This window comes from Burkholderia pyrrocinia, assembly GCF_022809715.1.
Taxonomy (GTDB): Bacteria; Pseudomonadota; Gammaproteobacteria; order Burkholderiales; family Burkholderiaceae; genus Burkholderia; species Burkholderia pyrrocinia_C.
Window position 1 is genome coordinate 178,951 of sequence record NZ_CP094461.1, and the last position, 19,852, is coordinate 198,802.

Here is a 19,852-nt window from a genome sequence, read left to right on the forward strand (position 1 = left end):
TCCTTTCGATTGATGTCGTCATGGCACAATCTTAGAGACCGTATTCCATCCGGAAAAGCGATGATTTCTGACCAGAATGGTGAGATTGACTCACAACAAGTCCGTACAAACCTGCCGTCGCTGATGGCGTTGCGCTGTTTCGAGGCGGCGGCGCGTCACGAGAATTTCAGCCGTGCCGCCGACGAACTGTGCGTGACGCACGGCGCGGTCAGCCGTGCGGTGCGTCTGCTCGAAGACGACCTGGGTGTGGCGCTGTTCCAGCGGCGCAGCCGTCGTGTGTTCCTGACCGACGCGGGCCGCAAGCTGGCCCAGGCGGTGCATGACGGCCTGGGGCTGATGCGTCACGCCGCGCACGAATTGCGCACCGAGGCCGCCCGCGCGCGGCGTTGGGTTCTGTCGTGCGAGCCCACGCTGTTGATGCGTTGGCTGATCCCGCGCTGGCCGGATTTTCAGGCCCGATACGCGGGCGTCGATATCCACCTGGCCGCTGCGGGCGGGCCGTTTTCGTTCGACAGCGGCATCGACATGGCTATCCGCCGCAACGACTTTGCGTGGCCAGCTGGTTATCACGCCGAGCGTCTGTTCACCGAGAGGGTGGGGCCGGTTTGTCGGCCGGACAAAGTCGATGCGTGGTTTTCCAGTGGCCGCGATGGTTGTTTGTTGAAGCCGGATGCTCCGCAATTGCATACGCGGACCAGACCGGACGCGTGGAAGGAATGGGCGGTGGCCGCGAATCGGCCGGCGGGGAGCGGGCGGCGGCAGATGTTCGACCATTTCTATTTCAGTCTGCAGGCGGCCGTCGCGGGGCTGGGGGTTGCCATCGGCCCCTGGCATCTCGTTCGCGACGATCTGGAAAGCGGTGTGCTGGTCGCGCCGATGGGTTTCGTGGAAGACGGCTCGCACTACTGCTTGTTGACGCCGGAACCCGTGACGGCCGGAAGCGCGCAGTCGGATCTGCTTGCGTGGTTGAAGGCAATGGTTTGACGGGTGCGGAAGGGTGCTCGGAGATGGTCGGCTAACGACGAACCCGATCGGCTGCTTCCGGCTGCAGATTCAATCGGTCGTGACCTCGGGCATCTGGCCGAAAGGCGAACTTCACGCTCGCACGTCCGGGCCGCTGGTAAACTCGGGCGGCCAAGACAACTTTTCCCGGTCACATGAGCACTCGACGCACCGACGCACCTGCCAACGTCACTTCAATGATGCGCAGGCCTTTGCGCCTTGTGTGACGAGGCTGGAATCAGAAAGCTGCGCCGGAACCTACGCCAGCGAATTTCTGAAAGCCGTTGCTGTTTGTTCAGGAGCAGAAATTCGCCCGGAACGCGCCAGTCACGGCCATCGAGCAATTCCCACTTCCCTATCCGCCATACTCCATATTGTTGACGGAATTTCTATGCCATTAACGGTTGGCATGCTTGCCCGACGTTGCGGCATTACCGTCCGCGCGTTGCACTACTACGATCAGACAGGTCTGCTGAAGCCGATCGGCCGCTCTACGTCAGGCTATCGGTTGTACGACGAAGCCAGCGTATCGACGATCAGGACGATCCAGGCGCTGCGTGGTCTGGGCCTGACACTGGATGCGATCGCGCAGATGCTGCGCAACCGGCAGCTCGCGCTGGCGGAAGTGATTGCCGAGAGCCGGCGCGCAATCGACGCTGAACTGACAAGGTTGAATGCGCTGAGCGAGCGGCTCGGGGTGCTGCAAGCGGCCTCCGATTCGGGCATGACCTGGCGCGATGCGGACTGGCCGGACACGCTCGCGTTGCTCGATCGGTATCGGGAACACTTCAACACGTCGGAAATTGCGACGATCCTTGCGCGTTGGAAGGACATGGAAGCGGCCTTGTCGACATTGTTTTCGGACGTGCGCGACGCAATGGATCGGCATGTCCCGCCGGACTCCCGCGAAGCGCAAAAGCTCGCGTATCGCTGGCTTGCCGCCGCGATGAAATGGATGGACGGCGACATCGGTATCACGCGGCGCTGGCGGCAGTTGCATGTCGGCGCGGCGCCGGCTCCCGACCATGCAGGGCTCGATCACACGCTGATCGCCTATATCGAACAGGCGACCCGTCTGCATCTGGCGGCCTGGCGGCGCCACCTGACGGACGACGAACTCCAGCGCCTCGACAAGACGCTGTCGGCCGAATGGATCACGCTCGGTGCAGACATCCGACGGGCGATCGCCTGCGGCGCCGACAATGGAGATTCCGCTTCGCTCGCGAGCCGCTGGCACTCGCTGCTCGAACGAACGGCGCGCGGCGACGTCGCGCTACGCCGCAAGCTGCAACAGGCACTGCGTGACGAGCCCATTCTGCAAGCCGGCCATCCGATCGATTCCGACGTACTCGCATGGCTGCAACGTCAGGGAGCCGTCATTGCCGACGACGGCAACGATGAGTCTGGCGCTTGACCCTCACGTGGACGTCAGGGTTCATGCTGGCGTCTTTTCATCGGAGGAAGCGCATGGACCCCATACCGGACGAACTGAACGAGTTCCGGATCGGTGCTCGTCCCGTTCGAGCAATGCGGCTGGACGGCGGTATCCTGGCCGCGCAGGTGGGTAACGGACCGCCAGCGGTCGTCGTACTGAATGGCGGACAAGCCTTCGTCTCGAAGGCGACCCCGCGTCGGCTGCGGCGCGACCTGCGCCGCGTTGCCGGTATCCTGCCGCCCGGCACGCCGTTCGTACTGCTCGGATATCCTGACAAGCCCGGCGCGCAATACCGGATCACCGACATCGTCGCGCATATCGCGCGCGCGATCGCCACGCATTGGCAGTGCACGACGCTCATCGGCATCTCGTTCGGAGGCGTCGTCGCGGCGCGCCTTGCGGCCGCCCATCCGGAACTCGTCTCACGACTCGTGCTGGTCTCGAGTGCGCATCGCCTGGCTCCGGACGGCTGTCGACTGGTCGAGCAGCAAATCATTCACGCGACCCGCTCCGAGTTCGTACGCCTGCTCGATACGATGTCCGGATGCTTCCGCGCGGGCTGGCGCAACCTGCTCCTGCGCGCTGCGTTGCTCGGCCGACGCCGCAGCGTCGCGTCGTCGGTCAACGCCAGACACGTCATAGTCCGCACCCTGCGCGCGTTGCGTGACGACGCACACGACGGTTCGCCGTGGCCCCGCCAGATCCGCGCAGATACGCTGATCGTCGGCGGCACCGCCGACCCGATCTTCGCCGACGCGGCGCGCGAAACGTCCTCGTGGGTGCCGTCGGTCACTCATCATGCGCTGCCAGGCGAAGGACATATGGTGATGATCGAGCGCCGGAGGCAGGTTGCCCGGCTCGTCCGGGACTGGCTCGATCCGCGATCCTGATCTTCGCGTTCACGGTACACGTCCGGGCTCGATCGTCTCGTTGATATCCACGAGGCCAGCCCACTGTCTTGGGGATCCGTGCGTCCCCGGATTGCCGTCGTCCCCTCATGGGATTTCTGAAACGGCTTTATAGACCATCTATTTCGTCAAAGAATCAAAATAATGTCCCAGATTTTCAGCCGCTATTGCATTCCGCTCGCCACGCTGACCTTTGCTGTCACCGCACATGCCGAGAACGAATATACGCTTTCGCTTGGCGGTGGCATCGCGCCGCGCTATCAAGGCAGCAATCAGTATCGAGGCGTCATCGGGCCGTCGTTTTCCGCCGTATTTTCCAACGGCTTTTTCATCAGCTCCACAGGCGGGGCAGGCTACCGCTATACATCGCCGCACGGCATGTTCGTGTCCGCATCGATCGGCTACGCGGGCGGGCGCAAGGATTCGAACCGTTTTAGCGGGGATGGTTCGGATTACCTGAAGGGCATGGGCAACGTGCCCGGTTCGGTGATCGCGCAGTGGCGGGCAGGCGTGCGCGACAAAGAGGGCGTCGAACTGTCGGTGACGATCGATGCCCCGATCACGCACACATCGCGCGGGTTCGCCGGACACATCGATCTGGCGGTGCCGCTGCTGCATGCGGGCAAGAATCAAATCGTCTTGACGGGAGCCGCACACGCGGCGACAGGCCGATATATGCAGACATTTTATGGCGTGACGGATGCGCAGGCGGCGTCAAGCGGATTCCGGCCGTATTCATTGACCGGCGGATTTCATGGCGCGTCGATGTCGTTCGCGTGGACGCACGCCGTGTCGCAACATTGGTCGGTTGTTGCAACGGCCGGGACATCGCGAATCCTTGGCCGCTACGGCGACAGCCCCATCGTGCAGACGCGGAGCAATTACTATGGGGGCGCAGGCATCAATTTCCGATTCTGAAAGAGGCCGGGAAATTTCCCGGCTTTTACACTGCTGTCGAATGTCTCAAAGTGGCCGGCGGCCATCTGAAGTGTTTCAGAACGGGACTTTGGCTTGGTGATCCCGAATGGGTGCCGTGAACTTTCGCGTCTGCACTTGATGTTGCGGATTCGATCGTGCTGCTGAATGTTGGCGGGTCGATATGATGATCGAACCTGGAACGCGCGAATGGTGGGCCTACAAGCGGGATCCGTCGATCAAGCGATCGCGTGCCGAAATGGTGATGCGAACCGCCGACGATATCCCGTATCTGAATCCGTCCGCGGTACTGCTGTTCAAGGCCAGGGATAGGCGCCCCAAAGATCAACAGGATTTCGATAGGGCATTGCCGAAACTGCCGGTTGGCGAACGCGCCTGGCTAGAAGGCTGTCTCGACGCTCTTCACCCCGGTAATGAATGGGCGCAGGCGCTGTAACGGCCATTCGTCATCTTTTTGCGTGCATTCATCGACGCGTTTTTAAATAATGATGTCCGTTGGACTGCAGTGAACATTCCCGGCACCATTGAACCTGCTTTCTTCAAACGAAGGTCAGCGACGAGGTCAAATCATGCAACTTCAAACCGGCAACCTGTTCAGCGTCGAAGGGCAGCGCGGTGGCGACGAGCGGATCGACATCCTCGTCACGGGGCAGCGCCTGAATGTCGAGCGGATCGTGTCGATGGGGCACGCGAGTCCCGACGGGTTCTGGTATGACGACTCGCGCGCCGAATGGGTCGTGCTGCTGTCGGGGGCGGCCGTGCTCGAGTTCGAAGAGGGTTCGACGCGGTACGACATGCGCCCCGGCGATTACGTGCTGATCGAGCCGCATTGCCGCCATCGCGTCGCGTGGACGCATGAAGAAGAGCAATCCGTCTGGCTTGCGATCTATTACGAACGCTGAAGAAAGTATCGGCGCGCGACGCAATCTGGCGATGAGCCGGCGCGCCACGCGCTGAATGAGACAAATCGCCATCAACCCGGAGCGGTCTTTGAATACCGCCGGTACCGATGCCCAATATGCCGGACAGCGCGCTGAACCGCGCGCCGGTGCGCGTCGAAAACCTTATTCCTGAATCAGGAATCGATTGCGATTCTTCGCATCCTTGATCCATGCGGGCGCACGGCCACGGCCGGACCAGGTTGCCCCGGTCTTCGGGTCGCGATACTTGGCCTGCACGGGGGCGGCTGCTTGCTTGGCCGACCGGCCTCGACGTACGCCGAAAATGTCCTTCTCGGTAATGCCGAATTCCGCGACCTTGGCGCGGATGTCGTCGACGATCGACTGGAATTCCGCGGCGCGCGCTGCTTCGGCTTTCTCGGCCAAAGCTTCCATTTGAGCTTTCAGTTCCTTGTAAGTTGCCATATATCGCTCTTGGGGTTGTGTGTTCACACATGATAGCGGTTTCAATCGGAAATGATGAGGAAATTCTCTCCGACTACGAATTCCACCGGCGATATGGCGCACAAGACTGCTTCGAACACCTGAAAAGTGCGTCGCATTTGGCGAACGCGTACATGATTGCCGAGAAGCACAAACGGTCTGGCCACGTCTCTTTGGTCGTTCGAGGCGGAGCCTATCCTTCGGGACACACCCCTGAGACTCAATTATTCTTTATCTTTTTTCGGAAGAATCGGGGAATTCACTGATGAACAGAGACGATAAGCTGCGGCAGGTGGCGGCCGAATTTGGATTCGATCCGGACGAGGAGATCAGGATCGGCGGAAAGTACACGCCCGTTCTGGTCGACGGGCGCACGGCCTATATTGCCGGCCAGATTCCCCGGGTGGGAGAAGTGGTGCATTTCGTCGGCGTGGTGGGTGAAACCGTTTCGCTGGACGACGGTCGCCGCGCGGCCGGAATATCGGCGCTGCGAGCGCTGTCGCTGATCGGAAAGTATTGCGGCACGCTCGATGCGATATCGGCTGTTCCGCGCATGACCGTGTACGTGCGAAGCGCGCCCGGCTTCGCGATGCAAAGCGAAGTGGCCGACGGCGCGTCCGACGTTTTGTACGCGGTGCTCGGCGACGCGGGAGTCCATACGCGCTCTTCCGTCGGCGTGCTGCAATTGCCCAAGGGCGCGTCGGTGGAAGCGGATTTCATTTTCGCGCTGCAGCGTAGCAATACGGGAACCTGATATATCCACGACCCGGCATGGCCGGGCCAAGGCGAGCGACTGCGCTACTGCACGGGCGTAAGGACCGGTGCACCTTTGTTCTTGATCAGGAACACGACGAACCTTGCCGGCTTTGTGCTGCTGGCATTTCGTCCGACCGTGTGCACGTCGTCCGGGCCTTCGTGGAACGTGTCGCCAGCGTGGAGCGTGATCTCCTTGCCGCCGTTCAGGCCCATCACGATACTGCCGTCGAGCACGTAGACAAAAGCGTGCGCATCGTGACGATGAACGGGATCGACGCTGCCGGGCGGATAATCCACGACGATCATCTGGACTTCCTTGCCCGGATACTCGGGCAACGACTGTGTGGTCAGCGGCGTGACCTTCGCTTGCGGTGCGGCGGCGACCGGCTGAACGGCCATCAGCAGCGACGATACCAGCGGCGCAAGAACAAGCATGATGCGTTTCATGTCGTCACTCCAGGTTGGCCTTGTCGAGCCCGAACATCTTGTCGAACGAGCCGGGCGCGATGCGGAACGCGACATTCAGCCGGTTCCAGCTGTTGATTGCGCCCACGAGGAAAGTGAGATCCGACAACTCCTTCTCGGAATAGTGCGCACGGACGCGCTCGTAGAGGTCGTCCGGCACGCCATGCGTGGGGAGGTGGGTCAGCGCGTCGGTCCATTCCAGCGCGGCACGCTCGCGCGGCGAAAACAGGGGCGACTCGCGCCAGATCGCGACGTGATGCAGGCGCAATTCGCGCTCGCCGTGGATTTTCGCCATCTTGATGTGCATGTCGACGCAGAATGCGCAGCCATTGAGCTGCGATGCACGAATCTCGACGAGCTCGCGGACCGGCGCCTCGAGCGTCGTCTTTTGAAACAACCCGTCCAGCTCGACGAGCTTCTTGGTCAGTTCCGGCGATTGCTGAAAGTAGTTGATACGTTGCGTCATGATCTGTTCTCCTGATCTGTGGAAGTGCTACTGCCGAACCTGCGTATGACGATTCACCGCAGGACCTGCCTGGCAACCATCGTAGTCGTGTGCCTCAGGGGGCAGTAGTGCCGGGAACGTGTGCACTATGTTGTCGCTTCGGCACCAATCGCTCGTCGGGGTAGCTGTCGACTGCACATCGTTGGCGTGCAGTCATGCCGACACCGTGATGACACTGCAGATTCCCTGTCGCGTCATCTTCGTATAGGGGCACAGGCGTTCCGTGTCGCGGACAAGACTTTCCGCGACATGCTGGTCGACACCCGGCATGACCACCGCTGCGTGGCGGCGCGCCAACCTGATGGGGTGGAGTCGCGCGGTGCACGGATACTCGGGCACGTTTCGGACGCGACTGCCATCAAGGCGTGAAAAGCGTTCGCTCTGCTCCGCTGATTGCCGCGTCATTCATCGCCATGACCGGCTCGACGTCGAAACCTTCGACACGCCATGCATCGATCCCGCCAGTGAGCGGCAATGCAAGCTTGACGCCGGACAGTCGCAACTGCCTGGCCACCGATGCCGCAGACACTTCGTGCGGGCACGCACAATAGATGACGAGCGTCCGGTTCGCCCCATAGCGTTCCATGATCTGCCCGGGCTTGCGTTCATCGGCAATCACGGCGCCAGGAATGACGAACGGATCGCGCATGCGTCGTTCGGTGGAGCGGATATCGATCACGACCGGCCGCGGATTGTTCGCGAGCAACGCATGCAACTCACCCGCGCTGATCCGCGCCTTCCCGAGCGCATTTGCCAACGTAAATCGCCGGCAGTAGCGATACGCGACATACAGCAGCGGTGCAATGCCGACGACGATAAGCGCATGCCAGCCGAGACGGGCGACGAGGGAAAAGATCACGTCGACCTGCGAAGCGAATATGGCGCCGATGGCCAGGCCGAGCGATGCCCAAAGCGCAACGCCGGCGCAATCGTGCAGGACGAAGGAGCGCAACCTGACGGCCATCGCGCCGCACAGGGGAACGGCAACGAGCGACAGGCCAGGTACGAACCGCGCAACGACCAGCACGCGGACGCCCCAGCGCCCAAAAAAGCGCTCCGTCGTCCGCACGCACGTTTCACGCGACTGCGACAATTTGCAAACTGTATGAAGCGTGCGCTTGCCGTACCGCTTGCCGCCCTGAAACCAGACCAGGTCGCCGAGCACGCCGCCAATCACGGCGGCGCCCAGTATCGCCGCGAAATGCAGCAACGTCGCCGATGCAACGTGTGTGACGAGCGCAATGCCCGCTCCCACCGTGATCAATGTCGGTATGGCAGGCAAAGGCAGGCCCAGCGAAGATCCGAGCACGTTCAGGAATACGACCAACGTGCCATACCGTGCGATCAGTTCATGCGAAATCATGATGCTCTCCTTGTGGCATGCACGTACCGGTCTCGAAAGTCGTTCATTGTGCTGCCGCAAACTGCGGTGTCCGACGCTGCCTCCGGACTTGCCGTCATCGAAACAGTCCGACATATCGAGTCGGCAACGGAGACAGCCGGACCGCACATCGGAAGACGCCCGGCCCGGGAAAGTACCGTTCGCTCGCATGCTGGAAAACGCGGCGGCGCCGTGCGCCGAGGTTCTCCGCCTTCGCCGCGGCCATGCCCGACCAACTCGAATGGAATGACCGGGGGAAGAAGCCGATACGCGCTACCTGGAGGCGGACGGCTCTTTCTCCGGCAAGTGTTTTGATGGCGCAAGCGTGTCCTTGCCGGGCCCGGCAGTTTCATTGGCATCCTGTCGATAGCGGTGCACGTCGCGCGTGACGAAGCCGATCTCGCGGCTCGGAATCTCGAACCACTCGGGGTGTCCGAACGAACGGCGAATATCCTCGAGACCGCTCGCCCAATGCTCGCGCATCGTCTCCTTGCTGAATTCGTAGTCCTTGTAGTGCCCCTCGAACGACTTGTTCTTGTAGATCAGGTGCACGACATTCACCGCGCTGCCGTCCGCCGTTTTCTGCGCCTCCTGCAACAGAGGGTGCGCAAGCCGCACGTCTTCTGGTATGTGTTCGAGCAGCGCCTTGATCATCTGCGCATGCTTCTGGTTCTGCGACATGAACGCGGTGATGGCTCGCGTGCGGCTCGAATATTGAATGTCCTTGGTGCGCTCGCTGACATCGAGGAAATCGCCCGGCAGCTTGCCTCGCGAGCTCCACAGGTCGATCTGGAAAACGAGCGTGTCCTTGTGCTGGCTTTCCCGGATGATCTCGGTGAGCGGCGTGTTGGAAACCAGCCCCCCGTCCCAATAGAACTCGCCGTCGATCTCGACCGCCGGAAAACCCGGCGGCAGCGCGCCGGAGGCGATGAAATGCTCCGGCGCCAGACGCATTTTCGTATTGTCGAAATAGACGAGATTGCCCGTTCGCACGTTGACGGCGCCGACGGATACGCGAATGTTCCCGTCGTTGATGCGATCGAAGTTTGCGTACCGCAAAAGCGTTTCACGCAACGCCGACGTGTCGTAGTGGCTGACCTGGTCGGGGCGCTTCCGGCCGATCCCGGCGAAAGGCACATGCATGCGCGGGGAGAAGAACCCGCTCTGACCTTCCATCAGCGTGCGCGTTGCGGCCCATGCGCTCGACCACTTGCGACCGATGTGTTCGAGCCCGGGCCATGTCGGCATGAACGCGCCGATGTGCGAGAGCGCATCGGCCGGCTGACTGATGGTGTTCCAGAAGCCGCGTAACGCTTCCGCTCGATCCGCGGGCGCATTGCCGGCGATGATCGCCGTATTCAGCGCACCGATCGATACCCCGGATATTCTCGTCGGCTCCACGCCGACTTCGGCCATGCCTTCGTATACGCCGGCCTGGTATGAGCCAAGTGCGCCGCCGCCCTGCAGCACGAGCCCGATTTCGTCGTAGGCGGGGAGATCGATGCGATGGGGTTGCTTCAGCTTGTTACGCTGGCTCGAATACATGGTTTTCTCCTTACTGCATGAACCAGCCGTGGCTGACGACGATCGATTGTCCGGTGAGCGCGTTCGATTCGACGCCGGCGAGGAAGGCAACGGTGTTCGCGACATCGGCCAGCGACGTGAATTCACCGTCGACCGTCTCCTTCAGCATCACGTCCTTCACGACCTGCTGTTCGGAGATTCCCAGCGCCTTCGCCTGTTCGGGGATCTGCTTGTCGACCAGCGGGGTTCGGACGAAGCCCGGGCACACGACATTGGCGCGCACGTTACGCGGCCCGCCTTCTTTCGCGACAACCCGCGCGAGACCGAGCAACCCGTGTTTCGCGGTCACGTAAGCCGACTTGAGCTGCGAGGCCTCGTGCGAATGCACCGAGCCCATGTAGATCACCGAGCCGCCCTTGTTCGATGCGTACATGTGCCGGATCGCGGCCCTGGTCGTCAGGAATGCACCGTCGAGGTGAATGGCGAGCATCTTCTTCCAGTCGGAGAATGCGTAGTCCTCGATCCGGTTGACGATCTGGATGCCGGCATTCGACACGAGCACATCGATGCCGCCCAGCCGGTCCACCGTCTCGGACACACCCGCATCGACCGCTTCCTCGCTGGTTACGTCCATCGCGACCGCAAGCGCTTTCCCGCCATCGGCAACGATATCGTCGGCGACCTTTTTAGCGTTCGCGAGATTCAGATCCGCAATTACCACCGCTGCGCCGTCTTTCGCGAGCTTGCGCGCGCACACTTCGCCGATACCGCTTGCCGCACCCGTCACGAGTGCAACCTTGTCGTTCATTGACATACGTCCTCCGGGAGGTTACTGGTTGACCGCGAGTTTCAACGACTCGACAGGGGCGAGATAGTCATAAGCCACTTCGCCGATATCGAGCGTGAGATTCGCAATGACGTGACGTGCGCCGATCACCTTTCGAACCGGCAGATCGGCGACCGATGCGAGTGCGTGGGGATGCAGTTCGAGCGCTGCAGGCCCCTCCCAGGCACCGATCACGTCGACATCGCGCAGGAAGAAGCGCACGAGTTCGCAGATGCGCGCCGAACCATCGACGTGCGGAACGACCTTGAGCAGATAGTTGGGCGTATCGGCGAGCTTGCGGCGTTCGGCCGCCGTGTCGAGGGCGCGATACTTGTAACCCATCGTTCCGGTGGCGATGCGCTGCGTGCCGTAGTCGAGCGTGCCGAGCAGGGTGTCCTTGCCGTCGATGCAGAGCTTCGGCGAAGCCAGCTTCTTGGGAAAGCCCCAGATTTCGCGTCCGGCTGCGATCGGGCCTTCGTCGTCCAGATACATCGCGTGCGTGAAGTTGGCGCGATTGCCGTCCTCGTCGAGCACGGAGATCACCTGGCCGCTTTCCGTGTAGTCGCCGAATCCCGACGAATCGGGCATGCGGATGAACTCGTAATGGACGATTGCGTGGTCGACCGTCAGGGGCTCGGGGACGACGGCCCGAAGCGCGTCCATGTCCGTCTCGTACGAGATGATGAAGTACTCCCGGTTGATGAAGCGGAAGGGCGGACGCGGATACGCCGGGTTGTGCACGGGCATCGCAAAGGCGTTGTTGCGGATATCTTCTTCTGTCACGGATCGTTCCTCGCTTGGTGAGGTGCTGCGTAACACCCGTCGCCACGGCTTTTGCTGCCGCGGCGAATGACGAGCGATCGCGCAAGGCAATGAGGACTCGCCGCGCGCGTTCGCACGTTTCTCTCTTACGGTGTCGCGTCGTTTCCCGGATCGCATCGGGCAGCGTGAGCGGCCACCGTCAGGACCAAGCGTAGGCGATGTCGTGTTGCGGCAGTAGCCCTGAAAAGGACCTCACCGTGTTGTCTCGGCGACAACAATCAACGACAGGAGGGCAGATGCACAACGATGAAACATGCCGGCCTGAATACACCGGATTCCCTATAACGCGATGACCGTCTGGCTCGACGGATCGCCGGCATGTTCTCCGAGGATATTCTTCAGATCGCGCTCGATCGAGCTGCACATCGTCGAGATGGGAACGTCGTTTGCGCCGCCCTCGAACGGATTTTCCGTGCTTTCCCCAACCTGTTCGAGCGATGTGTACATCCACGATACCGCGACGCTGCACGGCACGACCAGCCACACCATGTTGCCGTGCATGAAGCCGCTCACGCCGTCGTTCAGTCTGTCGAATTCGTGAAGCAGTCCGAACGGGAAGGAGAAGCAGAAGAACCTCACGAACAGCGAGCTGACCGTCGCATACTGGCGTGGATAGGGAAAGTTCTTGAAACGTTCCGATTTCGACTGGAGATCGATGAAATCGCCGACAAGCTTTTGAAGCTCCATATAGAAGCTTGAATTCAGGTGTCCTGCCCGGTGAAGCATCCCGAGCGAGCTCCCTTGCAGGCTCAGCACGCATGTCGGGATCGAGGCGGAAGAAAGCGCTTGAGCCGTTTCGGACGGAGACAGATATTCCGGCAATAACTTGCCGAGATCCTTTTCCCACTCCGGAACACGATAGAACCGGCGATATTCGGCGTTGTAGCGTTTGCTCGTGCTTTCCCAGACAAGCGGTCGACGCAGGTCGTATCGCAGCGCTGTCAGCCAGGCCAGGTGCCGGTACACCAATTTCCGGGCAATCGCTTCATCTTCGACCAGGTCCCGTGTGAGCTGGCCCCAGCGGCGGCTTTTGCTCAGTATGTCGGTCCAGATGTCCAGGGCGTCCATTGCCCTGTTGTACGTTTGAACGTTCTTGAAGCCGACGATGAACGACGTTGCCGTTCCGAGCAGCACTACGATCGTAAGGGGTACGGATAACCATGTGAATGAGAAGAACTTGTAAAGCACAACCGGGACGGAGCCGCAAATAAGAAGTTCGTAAATTTTCCAGCGAGTCCAGATCAGGAACTCGGAGAATTTATACGATTTTCCAAGATGCATTTTTTGTGCCTCGGGATATTGAAGGTGACGGTGAAAACGGTTTGCCGACAACGTGCGTGGCCGCGCGAATTCCCGCTCCGTCCGACCACGGCAGGACCGCTTCCCGGACGCTGCGCATTCGGTCTTCGTGACGTACGAGCGGACGATCTTCCGTTACGCATGATGCCCGACGCTTGCTTCGGCGGAACGGGATTGATTGGTGCTGAAGAGGCAACACCATGAGCCCGATTGCAGGTCTACCGGGCCGAACCGTGCCGACCTACGATGACTTCGGGCGGCGCTCGTGAAGAATCGCCGAGTAACGAAGCAGGCACCCGTTGCATCGAGTTCGGTGCCTGTCGTCGATCTTGCAGTTTTCCAACCGAAGGCAACAATCATGTCTCAGAAAATCTTGATCGTGGGTGCCGGCTTCGCCGGAGTGTGGGGTGCACTGGGTGCGGCTCGCGCGCTTGACAAGGCCGGTGCGGGAAGCGGCGACGTGGAAATCACGTTGATCTCCCCGAAACCCGAATTGCAGATCCGGCCGCGGCTGTACGAAAGCGAGCCGCAACGGATGGCCGCACCGCTGCTGCCGCTGCTCGATGCTGTCGGCGTGAATTTTGTCGAGGGCAGTGTCGAGGAGATTTCCGTCCGCAAGAAGACGCTCGGCGTTGCCCTTGCCGATGGACAAAAGCGTTTGCTGGCGTATGACAGGTTGCTGCTGACCAGTGGCAGCTCGTTGAGCAGACCGCCGGTTCCGGGGCTGGCGGAACACGCGTTCTCGGTCGATCGTATTGAAGACGCGGTAGCGCTCGACGCGCATTTCGCAGCGCTGGCGAAGCTGCCGGATTCTCCGGCACGCAATACGGTCGCCGTTGTCGGCTGCGGCTTTACGGGTATCGAGGTCGCCACCGAATTGCCGAAGCGCTTGCGCGAGTGGTTTGGCGCCGACGTTGCGAGTCGCGTCGTCGTGATCGGAGCGCAGGACGATATTGGTCCCGATCTCGGCCCCAATCCTCGGCCGTACGTATCGGAAGCCTTCGACTCGCTGGGCATCGAAACCGTACTCGGATCGCGCGTCGTGTCGGTCGGGGCAGACGGCGTTCGCACCGAGTCGGGCACGCATGTCGAAGCGATGACCGTGATCTGGGCCGGCGGCATGCGTGCGAGCTCGCTGACGGCGCAAGTCTCGTCGCATCTTGACCCGCTCGGGCGCGTCGAGGTGACGCCCGATCTTCGCGTGGCGGAAGCCCCCCACGTGTTCGTGGCGGGAGATGTGGCGCGCGCCCGGAGCGACGATGACGGGCACTATGCATTGATGTCCTGTCAACACGCGATCGTGATGGGGCAATTCGGCGGGCACAACGTCGCCGCGGATCTGATCGGGTTGGCCACGCTGGAATACCGACAGCCGTTCTATGCGACCTGCCTCGATCTTGGCGAATGGGGCGCGGTTTACTCGGAAGGCTGGGATCGTCAGATCAAACTGACGCACGCGGAAGGAAAGGTGCGCAAACAGGTGATCAACACGCAGTGGATCTACCCGCCGGCGCCGAATCGTGCCGAAGCGTTGGCAGCGGGTAACCCGCAAGCGTCGTTCGATTGACCCGTTCGCGCCGCCTGAGCGGCTGCGATATGCGCGGCCACTCAGGCGGGCGGCGGCGATGAGCGTCTTCGACAGACTATCGCGCCGCCTGCCGGGCGGCGAGTCAGTCGACGACGGTCACGATATTGACCGACCCCTGTCTGGCCATCTTCGCATACGGGCACAAGCGTTCCGCAGTTCGAACCATCTCTTCCGCCGTGCTTCGATCTACACCAGGCATCCGGACCCGCACATCGATGACCAGTGCATAGCCGCCATCCATCGGATCGCGGCCGAACGACACTTGCACCTCCACGACCGTGTCGGCGATCTCCATTGCGGCGCGCTTCTCGATCAGGTTCAGCGCCCCATGGAAGCACGCGGCAAAGCCGGCCGCGAACAGTTGTTCGGGATTGGTGCCGTTGCCGGGGCCGCCGAATTCGGCGGGCAGCCGCAGATCCACGGCAAGATTCCCGTCATCCGAGCGTGCCACACCGGATGCGCGGCCGTGCCCCGTCTCGCCGCCGGAAACCGTGACGGTCGTCGTATAGAGGGGATGGAAATCCCGGCCCCGATACCGGTCGAGGAGGGAAAGCGGGGGGGCTTGCAGCTTCTTGTCGTGCATGATGCATTCTCGAGTTCACGGACGCGCATTCCGATCCCGGCTGATCGATTCGTCGAAGCGTCTTGCGCAGGCCGGCCGCACTGCCCGGGCAGACATCGTCTTCGGGAAATGGCATGGAATGAACGGTCATATAAGGAATGCGGCAATCTCGTGGTGCAGCCCGATTCCCGGTTAGTCCGCGGGACAAAGCCGCCCCCATGCTAAAGGAGTACGGGGGGCGGCGGTATGGCTGCCGACGGAGACATGATGTTTCCCGTTCGACACCAATCCGGACCGACAGCGTCTGGCTGTCGCCGGGGCGCTTCATGATGGCCATTGCGCCGATCCCGTTCGCCGGCCCCGGCAAAACGCGGGTGCGGGCTCGTACCGCCGAGTGCGACGGCCGCGTGCCGGGCTTCAGCGATCCACGCACGCGCGCAGCGTGTGCGCGAGGCGACGCGCTTCGCCGGCATCGGCGATGTTCGCGAATCCGATGACGAGGCCGCGCGGCGTTTGCCGCGTGCGGCTGTTCGCATACCAGATGGACAGCGGCAAGATCGCGAGCCCCGCGTCCCGCGCGCGCGCGGCAACGGCGACGTCGTCGACCGGGCCGTCGGGCCCTTCGGGGAACTGCACCGCGAACTGGATGCCGCCGGCTGGCAATTCGACGATCAAGCGCTCGCCGAACGCCTGCTGCAACGCGTGCACGATCAGCGTGCGTCGCTCGCCATACAGCGTGCGCATCCGCTTCAGATGGCGGGCAAAGTGGCCCTGTTCGATGAAATCCGCCATGGCCGCCTGCAGGAGTGTCGGCGAGCCGGCGTTCATGCTGCTCGCGACCCGTTCGACGCGCTCCACGGCGCGCTCGGGCACGATCGCGTACGCAAGCCGCAAACCGGGATACATCGCCTTGCTGAACGTGCTGCAATAGATCACGTGATCCCGCCGGTCGAGACTCTTCAGCGCCGGCAGCGGGCGGCCCAGATAGCGAAACTCGCTGTCGTAGTCGTCCTCGACGATCCAGCCCGACGCTTTTTCGGCCCAATCCAGCAGGGCGATGCGCCGGGCAAGCGACAGCGTATGCCCGAGCGGGCTCTGATGCGACGGCGTCACCAGCGCGAAGCGCGCCCGTGCGTCCAGTTGCATGCCGCGCTCGACGTCGATCCCTTCGGCGTCCACCGGCACCGGCACCAGCTGGACACCGGTCTCGGACAGAAAGCCGCGTGCGAGCAGATAGCCGGGATCCTCGAACCATACCCGGTCGTTCGGACGCGCGAGGCTGCGCAGCACGAGTTCCAGCGTCGCGCGGTAGCCGCCGGTGACGAACACCTGTTCCGGCGAGCAGGTGACGCCGCGCGACAGGGTCAGATAGGTGGCGATGTGCTCGCGCAGCGGCCGGTAACCGAGCGGATTCGGGTAGCCGAGCAGCGCGCGGTCGCTGCTGCGCGCGCGCAGCGACACGAGCCGGTGCCATACCTTGCGCGGAAATGCGTCGAGCGCCGGGAGCCCGGGTTGCAACGGGCGCGGCTCGCCGCTCATCGCGACGGCGATCGGCTGCGGGCGCGGTGGAGCTTGATTGCCGGGCGGCATGTCCGACGCCGGTTGCGAACCGGCGTCTGCGGCGCGCTGTGCCGGTTCGACGGCCCGCGCGGGCAGCGAACCCGTCAGCGATATCGGCAGGGACGGCGACACGAATGTGCCTGCCGCGCCGCGCATTTGCAGATAACCCTCGTCGACCAGGATCGCGTAAGCCTGTTCGACGGTGCCGCGCGCGGTGTTCAACTGCGTCGCCAGGCCGCGCAGCGCGGGCACGCGATCGCCGGGACGCAGATGGCCCGCGGCGATCGCGGTTCTGAACCGCTCGCAAATCTGCAGATAGACCGGCAACTGATGGTGCCGGTCGATTTCGATGGTCAGGGCGGGCGTTGACGCGGACATCATGGCCTTGTGGATCGCTGGAACGGACACGGCATGGACTAGTTTGATCGCCGATTCTTGGCTCTTATCGATAGGACATGATACTTCCACAATTGCGCCATGCGATGTGACGGGTATGACCTGCTTCGTCGGAGACGGCGCCCGTCACGCGCCCCACGCATTCAAACGAAATCCTTTCGTCAGGAGATTTGCGATGAAGATCGTTGTCATCGGCGGTTCGGGCCTGATCGGCTCGCGTGTCGTCACGCTGCTCGGCGAAGCGGGCCATCAAGCGCTCGCCGCATCGCCGCGCACCGGCGTCAATACCATCACGGGCGAAGGCCTGACCGACGCGTTGACCGATGCGGACGTCGTCGTGGACGTGGCGAATGCACCATCTTGGGAACCACAGGCGGTGCTGGACTTCTTCCGTACTTCGGCGCGCAATCTCGGCAAGGCCGAAGTGGCCGCAGGCGTGCGCCATCACGTCGCGCTTTCGATCGTCGGCTGCGACCGGATGCCGGAGAACGGCTATTTCGCGGCCAAGGTCGCGCAGGAACAGGCGATCGAAGCAGCGGGCGTGCCGTACACGATCGTGCGCGCCACGCAATTCATGGAGTTCATCGGCGGTATTGCGGATTTCGGCACGGAAGGCGGTACGGTGCGCATCGGTGACGGGCTGTTTCAGCCGATCGCCGCGGAAGACGTCTCGGCGCTCGTCGCACAGATCGCGCTTGCCGGGCCGCTGAACGGCACGGTCGAGATCGCGGGCCCGGACCGCGCGCCGTTCGCGGAGATCGTCGCACGCTATCTGAAATCGGTCGGCGACACGCGCGCCGTGGTGACCGATCGCGACGCCCGCTACTACGGCGGCCGCGTCGAGGAAAAATCGCTGGTGCCGCTCGGGAATGCGCGACTCGGTCGCATCGGTCTCGACCAGTGGCTCGCAAGAGGCTGATTCGCGTTTCGCACGGAGGGCGGTTCGCAGGCGTACGCGTGCGACGTGCAATCGGGATGAGCGGGATGTCTGGGGGCAGCGGAAATGAATCAATCGGATACATCGGAGCACGGCGTTCGTCGTGACTTGCCAGGCCGCGCCGACGCTTTGTCAGCGAGCTTCGGTGCAAGCTATGCAGGCATCCTTGCGTTCGTCGCGGTGGCGAGCGAGGGGAGTTTTACCAAGGCCGCCGAACGTCTCGGCGTCGGCCGGCCGGCCGTGAGCCGGAACGTCCAGAAGCTGGAGGCGCAGTTGAGTACGCGGCTGTTCCAGCGGACCACGCGCATGACCGAACTGACTTGCGAAGGCCAGCGATTCTTCGAGAACTGCCACCAGGGCGTCGCGCAGATCGTGGAAGCCATGAACGACATGCTGGAACTGCGGGAGGGACCGCCGCGCGGCCTCATTCGTATCAGTTCGGCGGTGGGATTCGGCAGGAAAGTCGTTGCGCCGCTGCTTGAAACGTTTGCGAAGGCCTACCCGGACATCGTTATCGATCTACTGCTCGACGACCGGCCGATCGACCTGGTCGCGGAACGGATCGACGTGTCGTTTCGCAACGGACGCATCGAGGACTCCAGCATCATTGCCCGGCAACTGATTCCGATGCAGATGGTGCTGTGCGCGGCGCCGTCGTACGTGGCGAGGCACGGGCTCCCGAAGAGTCTGGCGGATCTCGACCGGCACGAGTGCATCAACTTTCGATTTGCGAGCGGCCGCATCTTCGAATGGGAATTCAACGTCGACGGCCGAGTACAAAAGTACTTGCCGACGTCCCGCCTCACGTTCAACGACACGGATCTGGTGTTGCGTGCGGTTCTGAGCGGATCGGGCATTGCGCAGATGGCGGGCTATCAGATTCGCGACCATCTCGCATCGAACGAGCTCGTCGTCGCGCTGGCGAAGCATGTGCCCGACGATCGCGGGCACTATATCTGCTATCTCAGCCGGCAACATCTTCCGACGCGCATTCGAATTTTCGTCGACTTCATGACCGAGCAGATACGTGCACTCGACCTGAACTGCATGACGCAGTTCAACCCGGACAGCCCCGATGCTTCGTCAGCCGAACTGGCAGCACGACGAAGCGGTGAAGGAGGGCCGTCCGGGCCCGTGCATGCGGCCCCGCATCCGATTGCGCTCCGCCGTTGATCCCGCACCGAGATCCGTTCGTACACGCTGAAAATCCCCGTTTCCGACTCGCCCGACAACAGCGCACCGGCAGCAGGCCGTTCGAGTCGGGCGCGATCGCGCCGCAGCGCCGGCGAGCAGCCGCGTGCTCGCCGGCCATTCCGCTTCCCGTCATTTCCCGAAACCGCCACTTCCCCGATTTCGGCCGGCATCCCCACTTTTGGGGATGCCGGCGCCGGACAGTCCGCCTACGATTGGCAGCAGGGCATCGGGGGATGGATGTAACCGGAACGCACGGGCAGGGTTGCCATTCCGTGTCGAACGCCGGGAATGCCCACGCAGTTGACTGACACAGGCCGGGCGTACGCTGACGGGCAACGTGTGCGGGGCATCGATGCCTCATTGCATCGCCGCAC

At 62.4% G+C, this 19,852-nt stretch carries 20 protein-coding genes; 10 read left to right on the forward strand and 10 right to left on the reverse strand.

Features of this window, described 5'->3' with window-relative positions:
• Positions 1 to 60 precede the first annotated feature (60 nt).
• The 6 genes from MRS60_RS31200 (at position 61) to MRS60_RS31225 (ending at position 5,183) form a co-directional block, all read left to right on the forward strand.
• Complete coding sequence (locus MRS60_RS31200; protein WP_243567256.1) at positions 61 to 984, forward strand: LysR family transcriptional regulator; 924 nt, start codon at positions 61 to 63, stop codon at positions 982 to 984.
• Positions 985 to 1,063: 79 nt separating this feature from the next.
• Complete coding sequence (locus MRS60_RS31205; RefSeq protein WP_243567257.1) at positions 1,064 to 2,416, forward strand: MerR family transcriptional regulator; 1,353 nt, start codon at positions 1,064 to 1,066, stop codon at positions 2,414 to 2,416.
• Between the two features lie 53 nt (positions 2,417 to 2,469).
• Complete coding sequence (locus MRS60_RS31210) at positions 2,470 to 3,327, forward strand: alpha/beta fold hydrolase (protein ID WP_243567258.1); 858 nt, start codon at positions 2,470 to 2,472, stop codon at positions 3,325 to 3,327.
• Positions 3,328 to 3,516: 189 nt separating this feature from the next.
• Positions 3,517 to 4,263: a MipA/OmpV family protein gene (locus tag MRS60_RS31215; protein WP_243567421.1), complete on the forward strand. Its 747-nt coding sequence runs from the start codon at positions 3,517 to 3,519 to the stop codon at positions 4,261 to 4,263.
• A gap of 181 nt (positions 4,264 to 4,444) precedes the next feature.
• Positions 4,445 to 4,717 (forward strand): hypothetical protein, encoded by a 273-nt coding sequence (locus MRS60_RS31220; RefSeq protein ID WP_219845557.1) that lies wholly within the window; start codon positions 4,445 to 4,447, stop codon positions 4,715 to 4,717.
• 133 nt (positions 4,718 to 4,850) lie between these two features.
• Positions 4,851 to 5,183, forward strand: a complete 333-nt coding sequence (locus MRS60_RS31225; RefSeq protein WP_105392018.1) for a cupin domain-containing protein — start codon at positions 4,851 to 4,853, stop codon at positions 5,181 to 5,183.
• A gap of 162 nt (positions 5,184 to 5,345) precedes the next feature.
• Here MRS60_RS31225 and MRS60_RS31230 read toward each other — a convergent pair whose 3' ends face one another.
• On the reverse strand, positions 5,346 to 5,645 hold the full coding sequence (locus MRS60_RS31230) for an H-NS family nucleoid-associated regulatory protein (protein ID WP_034182467.1): 300 nt from the start codon (positions 5,643 to 5,645) through the stop codon (positions 5,346 to 5,348).
• Between the two features lie 283 nt (positions 5,646 to 5,928).
• Here MRS60_RS31230 and MRS60_RS31235 point away from each other — a divergent pair, with 283 nt between their 5' ends.
• Complete coding sequence (locus tag MRS60_RS31235) at positions 5,929 to 6,417, forward strand: RidA family protein (protein ID WP_105392019.1); 489 nt, start codon at positions 5,929 to 5,931, stop codon at positions 6,415 to 6,417.
• 44 nt (positions 6,418 to 6,461) lie between these two features.
• Here the strand turns inward: MRS60_RS31235 and MRS60_RS31240 are convergent, their stop codons facing one another.
• The 7 genes from MRS60_RS31240 to MRS60_RS31275 all read right to left on the reverse strand — a co-directional run bounded on the left by MRS60_RS31240 (position 6,462) and on the right by MRS60_RS31275 (position 13,223).
• On the reverse strand, positions 6,462 to 6,866 hold the full coding sequence (locus MRS60_RS31240) for a cupin domain-containing protein (RefSeq protein ID WP_034182465.1): 405 nt from the start codon (positions 6,864 to 6,866) through the stop codon (positions 6,462 to 6,464).
• A gap of 4 nt (positions 6,867 to 6,870) precedes the next feature.
• Positions 6,871 to 7,350, reverse strand: a complete 480-nt coding sequence (locus MRS60_RS31245) for a carboxymuconolactone decarboxylase family protein (protein WP_243567259.1) — start codon at positions 7,348 to 7,350, stop codon at positions 6,871 to 6,873.
• Positions 7,351 to 7,747: 397 nt separating this feature from the next.
• Positions 7,748 to 8,752: a DedA family protein/thiosulfate sulfurtransferase GlpE gene (locus MRS60_RS31255; protein ID WP_243567260.1), complete on the reverse strand. Its 1,005-nt coding sequence runs from the start codon at positions 8,750 to 8,752 to the stop codon at positions 7,748 to 7,750.
• Between the two features lie 291 nt (positions 8,753 to 9,043).
• On the reverse strand, positions 9,044 to 10,315 hold the full coding sequence (locus tag MRS60_RS31260) for a patatin-like phospholipase family protein (protein ID WP_243567262.1): 1,272 nt from the start codon (positions 10,313 to 10,315) through the stop codon (positions 9,044 to 9,046).
• A 10-nt stretch (positions 10,316 to 10,325) separates the two neighbouring features.
• Positions 10,326 to 11,108: a 3-hydroxybutyrate dehydrogenase gene (locus MRS60_RS31265; RefSeq protein ID WP_105392023.1), complete on the reverse strand. Its 783-nt coding sequence runs from the start codon at positions 11,106 to 11,108 to the stop codon at positions 10,326 to 10,328.
• A 15-nt stretch (positions 11,109 to 11,123) separates the two neighbouring features.
• Positions 11,124 to 11,903, reverse strand: a complete 780-nt coding sequence (locus MRS60_RS31270; protein WP_243567422.1) for an acetoacetate decarboxylase — start codon at positions 11,901 to 11,903, stop codon at positions 11,124 to 11,126.
• 318 nt (positions 11,904 to 12,221) lie between these two features.
• Entirely contained in the window at positions 12,222 to 13,223 is a 1,002-nt protein-coding gene (locus MRS60_RS31275) for a bestrophin family protein (RefSeq protein WP_175749315.1), read from the reverse strand.
• 376 nt (positions 13,224 to 13,599) lie between these two features.
• Here MRS60_RS31275 and MRS60_RS31280 point away from each other — a divergent pair, with 376 nt between their 5' ends.
• The gene (locus MRS60_RS31280) at positions 13,600 to 14,808 is read left to right on the forward strand and encodes an NAD(P)/FAD-dependent oxidoreductase (RefSeq protein ID WP_034182458.1); all 1,209 of its coding nucleotides are present in this window, start codon (positions 13,600 to 13,602) and stop codon (positions 14,806 to 14,808) included.
• Positions 14,809 to 14,911: 103 nt separating this feature from the next.
• On the opposite strand, the gene MRS60_RS31285 is transcribed toward MRS60_RS31280, so the two are convergent.
• Both MRS60_RS31285 and MRS60_RS31290 read right to left on the reverse strand, forming a co-directional pair.
• On the reverse strand, positions 14,912 to 15,412 hold the full coding sequence (locus MRS60_RS31285) for an Ohr family peroxiredoxin (protein WP_111020763.1): 501 nt from the start codon (positions 15,410 to 15,412) through the stop codon (positions 14,912 to 14,914).
• Between the two features lie 396 nt (positions 15,413 to 15,808).
• A complete protein-coding gene (locus MRS60_RS31290; protein WP_243567423.1) occupies positions 15,809 to 17,329 on the reverse strand; it encodes a PLP-dependent aminotransferase family protein in 1,521 nt (506 codons plus the stop codon).
• Positions 17,330 to 17,522: 193 nt separating this feature from the next.
• Between MRS60_RS31290 and MRS60_RS31295 the strand changes: the two genes are divergently transcribed.
• Complete coding sequence (locus MRS60_RS31295) at positions 17,523 to 18,266, forward strand: SDR family oxidoreductase (protein ID WP_034182456.1); 744 nt, start codon at positions 17,523 to 17,525, stop codon at positions 18,264 to 18,266.
• Between the two features lie 84 nt (positions 18,267 to 18,350).
• Positions 18,351 to 19,457 carry a LysR family transcriptional regulator gene (locus tag MRS60_RS31300; protein WP_235212527.1) on the forward strand — a complete coding sequence of 369 codons (1,107 nt, stop codon included), beginning with the start codon at positions 18,351 to 18,353 and terminating at the stop codon, positions 19,455 to 19,457.
• Positions 19,458 to 19,852: the final 395 nt, after the last annotated feature.

Coding starts and splice junctions, on each gene's coding strand:
- MRS60_RS31255 (WP_243567260.1), bottom strand. CDS start 8,752: ATGATTTCGCATGAACTGATCGCACGGTATGGCACGTTGGTCGTATTC.
- MRS60_RS31200 (WP_243567256.1), top strand. CDS start 61: ATGATTTCTGACCAGAATGGTGAGATTGACTCACAACAAGTCCGTACA.
- MRS60_RS31245 (WP_243567259.1), bottom strand. CDS start 7,350: ATGACGCAACGTATCAACTACTTTCAGCAATCGCCGGAACTGACCAAG.
- MRS60_RS31280 (WP_034182458.1), top strand. CDS start 13,600: ATGTCTCAGAAAATCTTGATCGTGGGTGCCGGCTTCGCCGGAGTGTGG.
- MRS60_RS31265 (WP_105392023.1), bottom strand. CDS start 11,108: ATGTCAATGAACGACAAGGTTGCACTCGTGACGGGTGCGGCAAGCGGT.
- MRS60_RS31220 (WP_219845557.1), top strand. CDS start 4,445: ATGATGATCGAACCTGGAACGCGCGAATGGTGGGCCTACAAGCGGGAT.
- MRS60_RS31235 (WP_105392019.1), top strand. CDS start 5,929: ATGAACAGAGACGATAAGCTGCGGCAGGTGGCGGCCGAATTTGGATTC.
- MRS60_RS31230 (WP_034182467.1), bottom strand. CDS start 5,645: ATGGCAACTTACAAGGAACTGAAAGCTCAAATGGAAGCTTTGGCCGAG.
- MRS60_RS31300 (WP_235212527.1), top strand. CDS start 18,351: ATGAATCAATCGGATACATCGGAGCACGGCGTTCGTCGTGACTTGCCA.
- MRS60_RS31295 (WP_034182456.1), top strand. CDS start 17,523: ATGAAGATCGTTGTCATCGGCGGTTCGGGCCTGATCGGCTCGCGTGTC.
- MRS60_RS31240 (WP_034182465.1), bottom strand. CDS start 6,866: ATGAAACGCATCATGCTTGTTCTTGCGCCGCTGGTATCGTCGCTGCTG.
- MRS60_RS31210 (WP_243567258.1), top strand. CDS start 2,470: ATGGACCCCATACCGGACGAACTGAACGAGTTCCGGATCGGTGCTCGT.
- MRS60_RS31290 (WP_243567423.1), bottom strand. CDS start 17,329: ATGTCCGCGTCAACGCCCGCCCTGACCATCGAAATCGACCGGCACCAT.
- MRS60_RS31275 (WP_175749315.1), bottom strand. CDS start 13,223: ATGCATCTTGGAAAATCGTATAAATTCTCCGAGTTCCTGATCTGGACT.
- MRS60_RS31225 (WP_105392018.1), top strand. CDS start 4,851: ATGCAACTTCAAACCGGCAACCTGTTCAGCGTCGAAGGGCAGCGCGGT.
- MRS60_RS31285 (WP_111020763.1), bottom strand. CDS start 15,412: ATGCACGACAAGAAGCTGCAAGCCCCCCCGCTTTCCCTCCTCGACCGG.
- MRS60_RS31260 (WP_243567262.1), bottom strand. CDS start 10,315: ATGTATTCGAGCCAGCGTAACAAGCTGAAGCAACCCCATCGCATCGAT.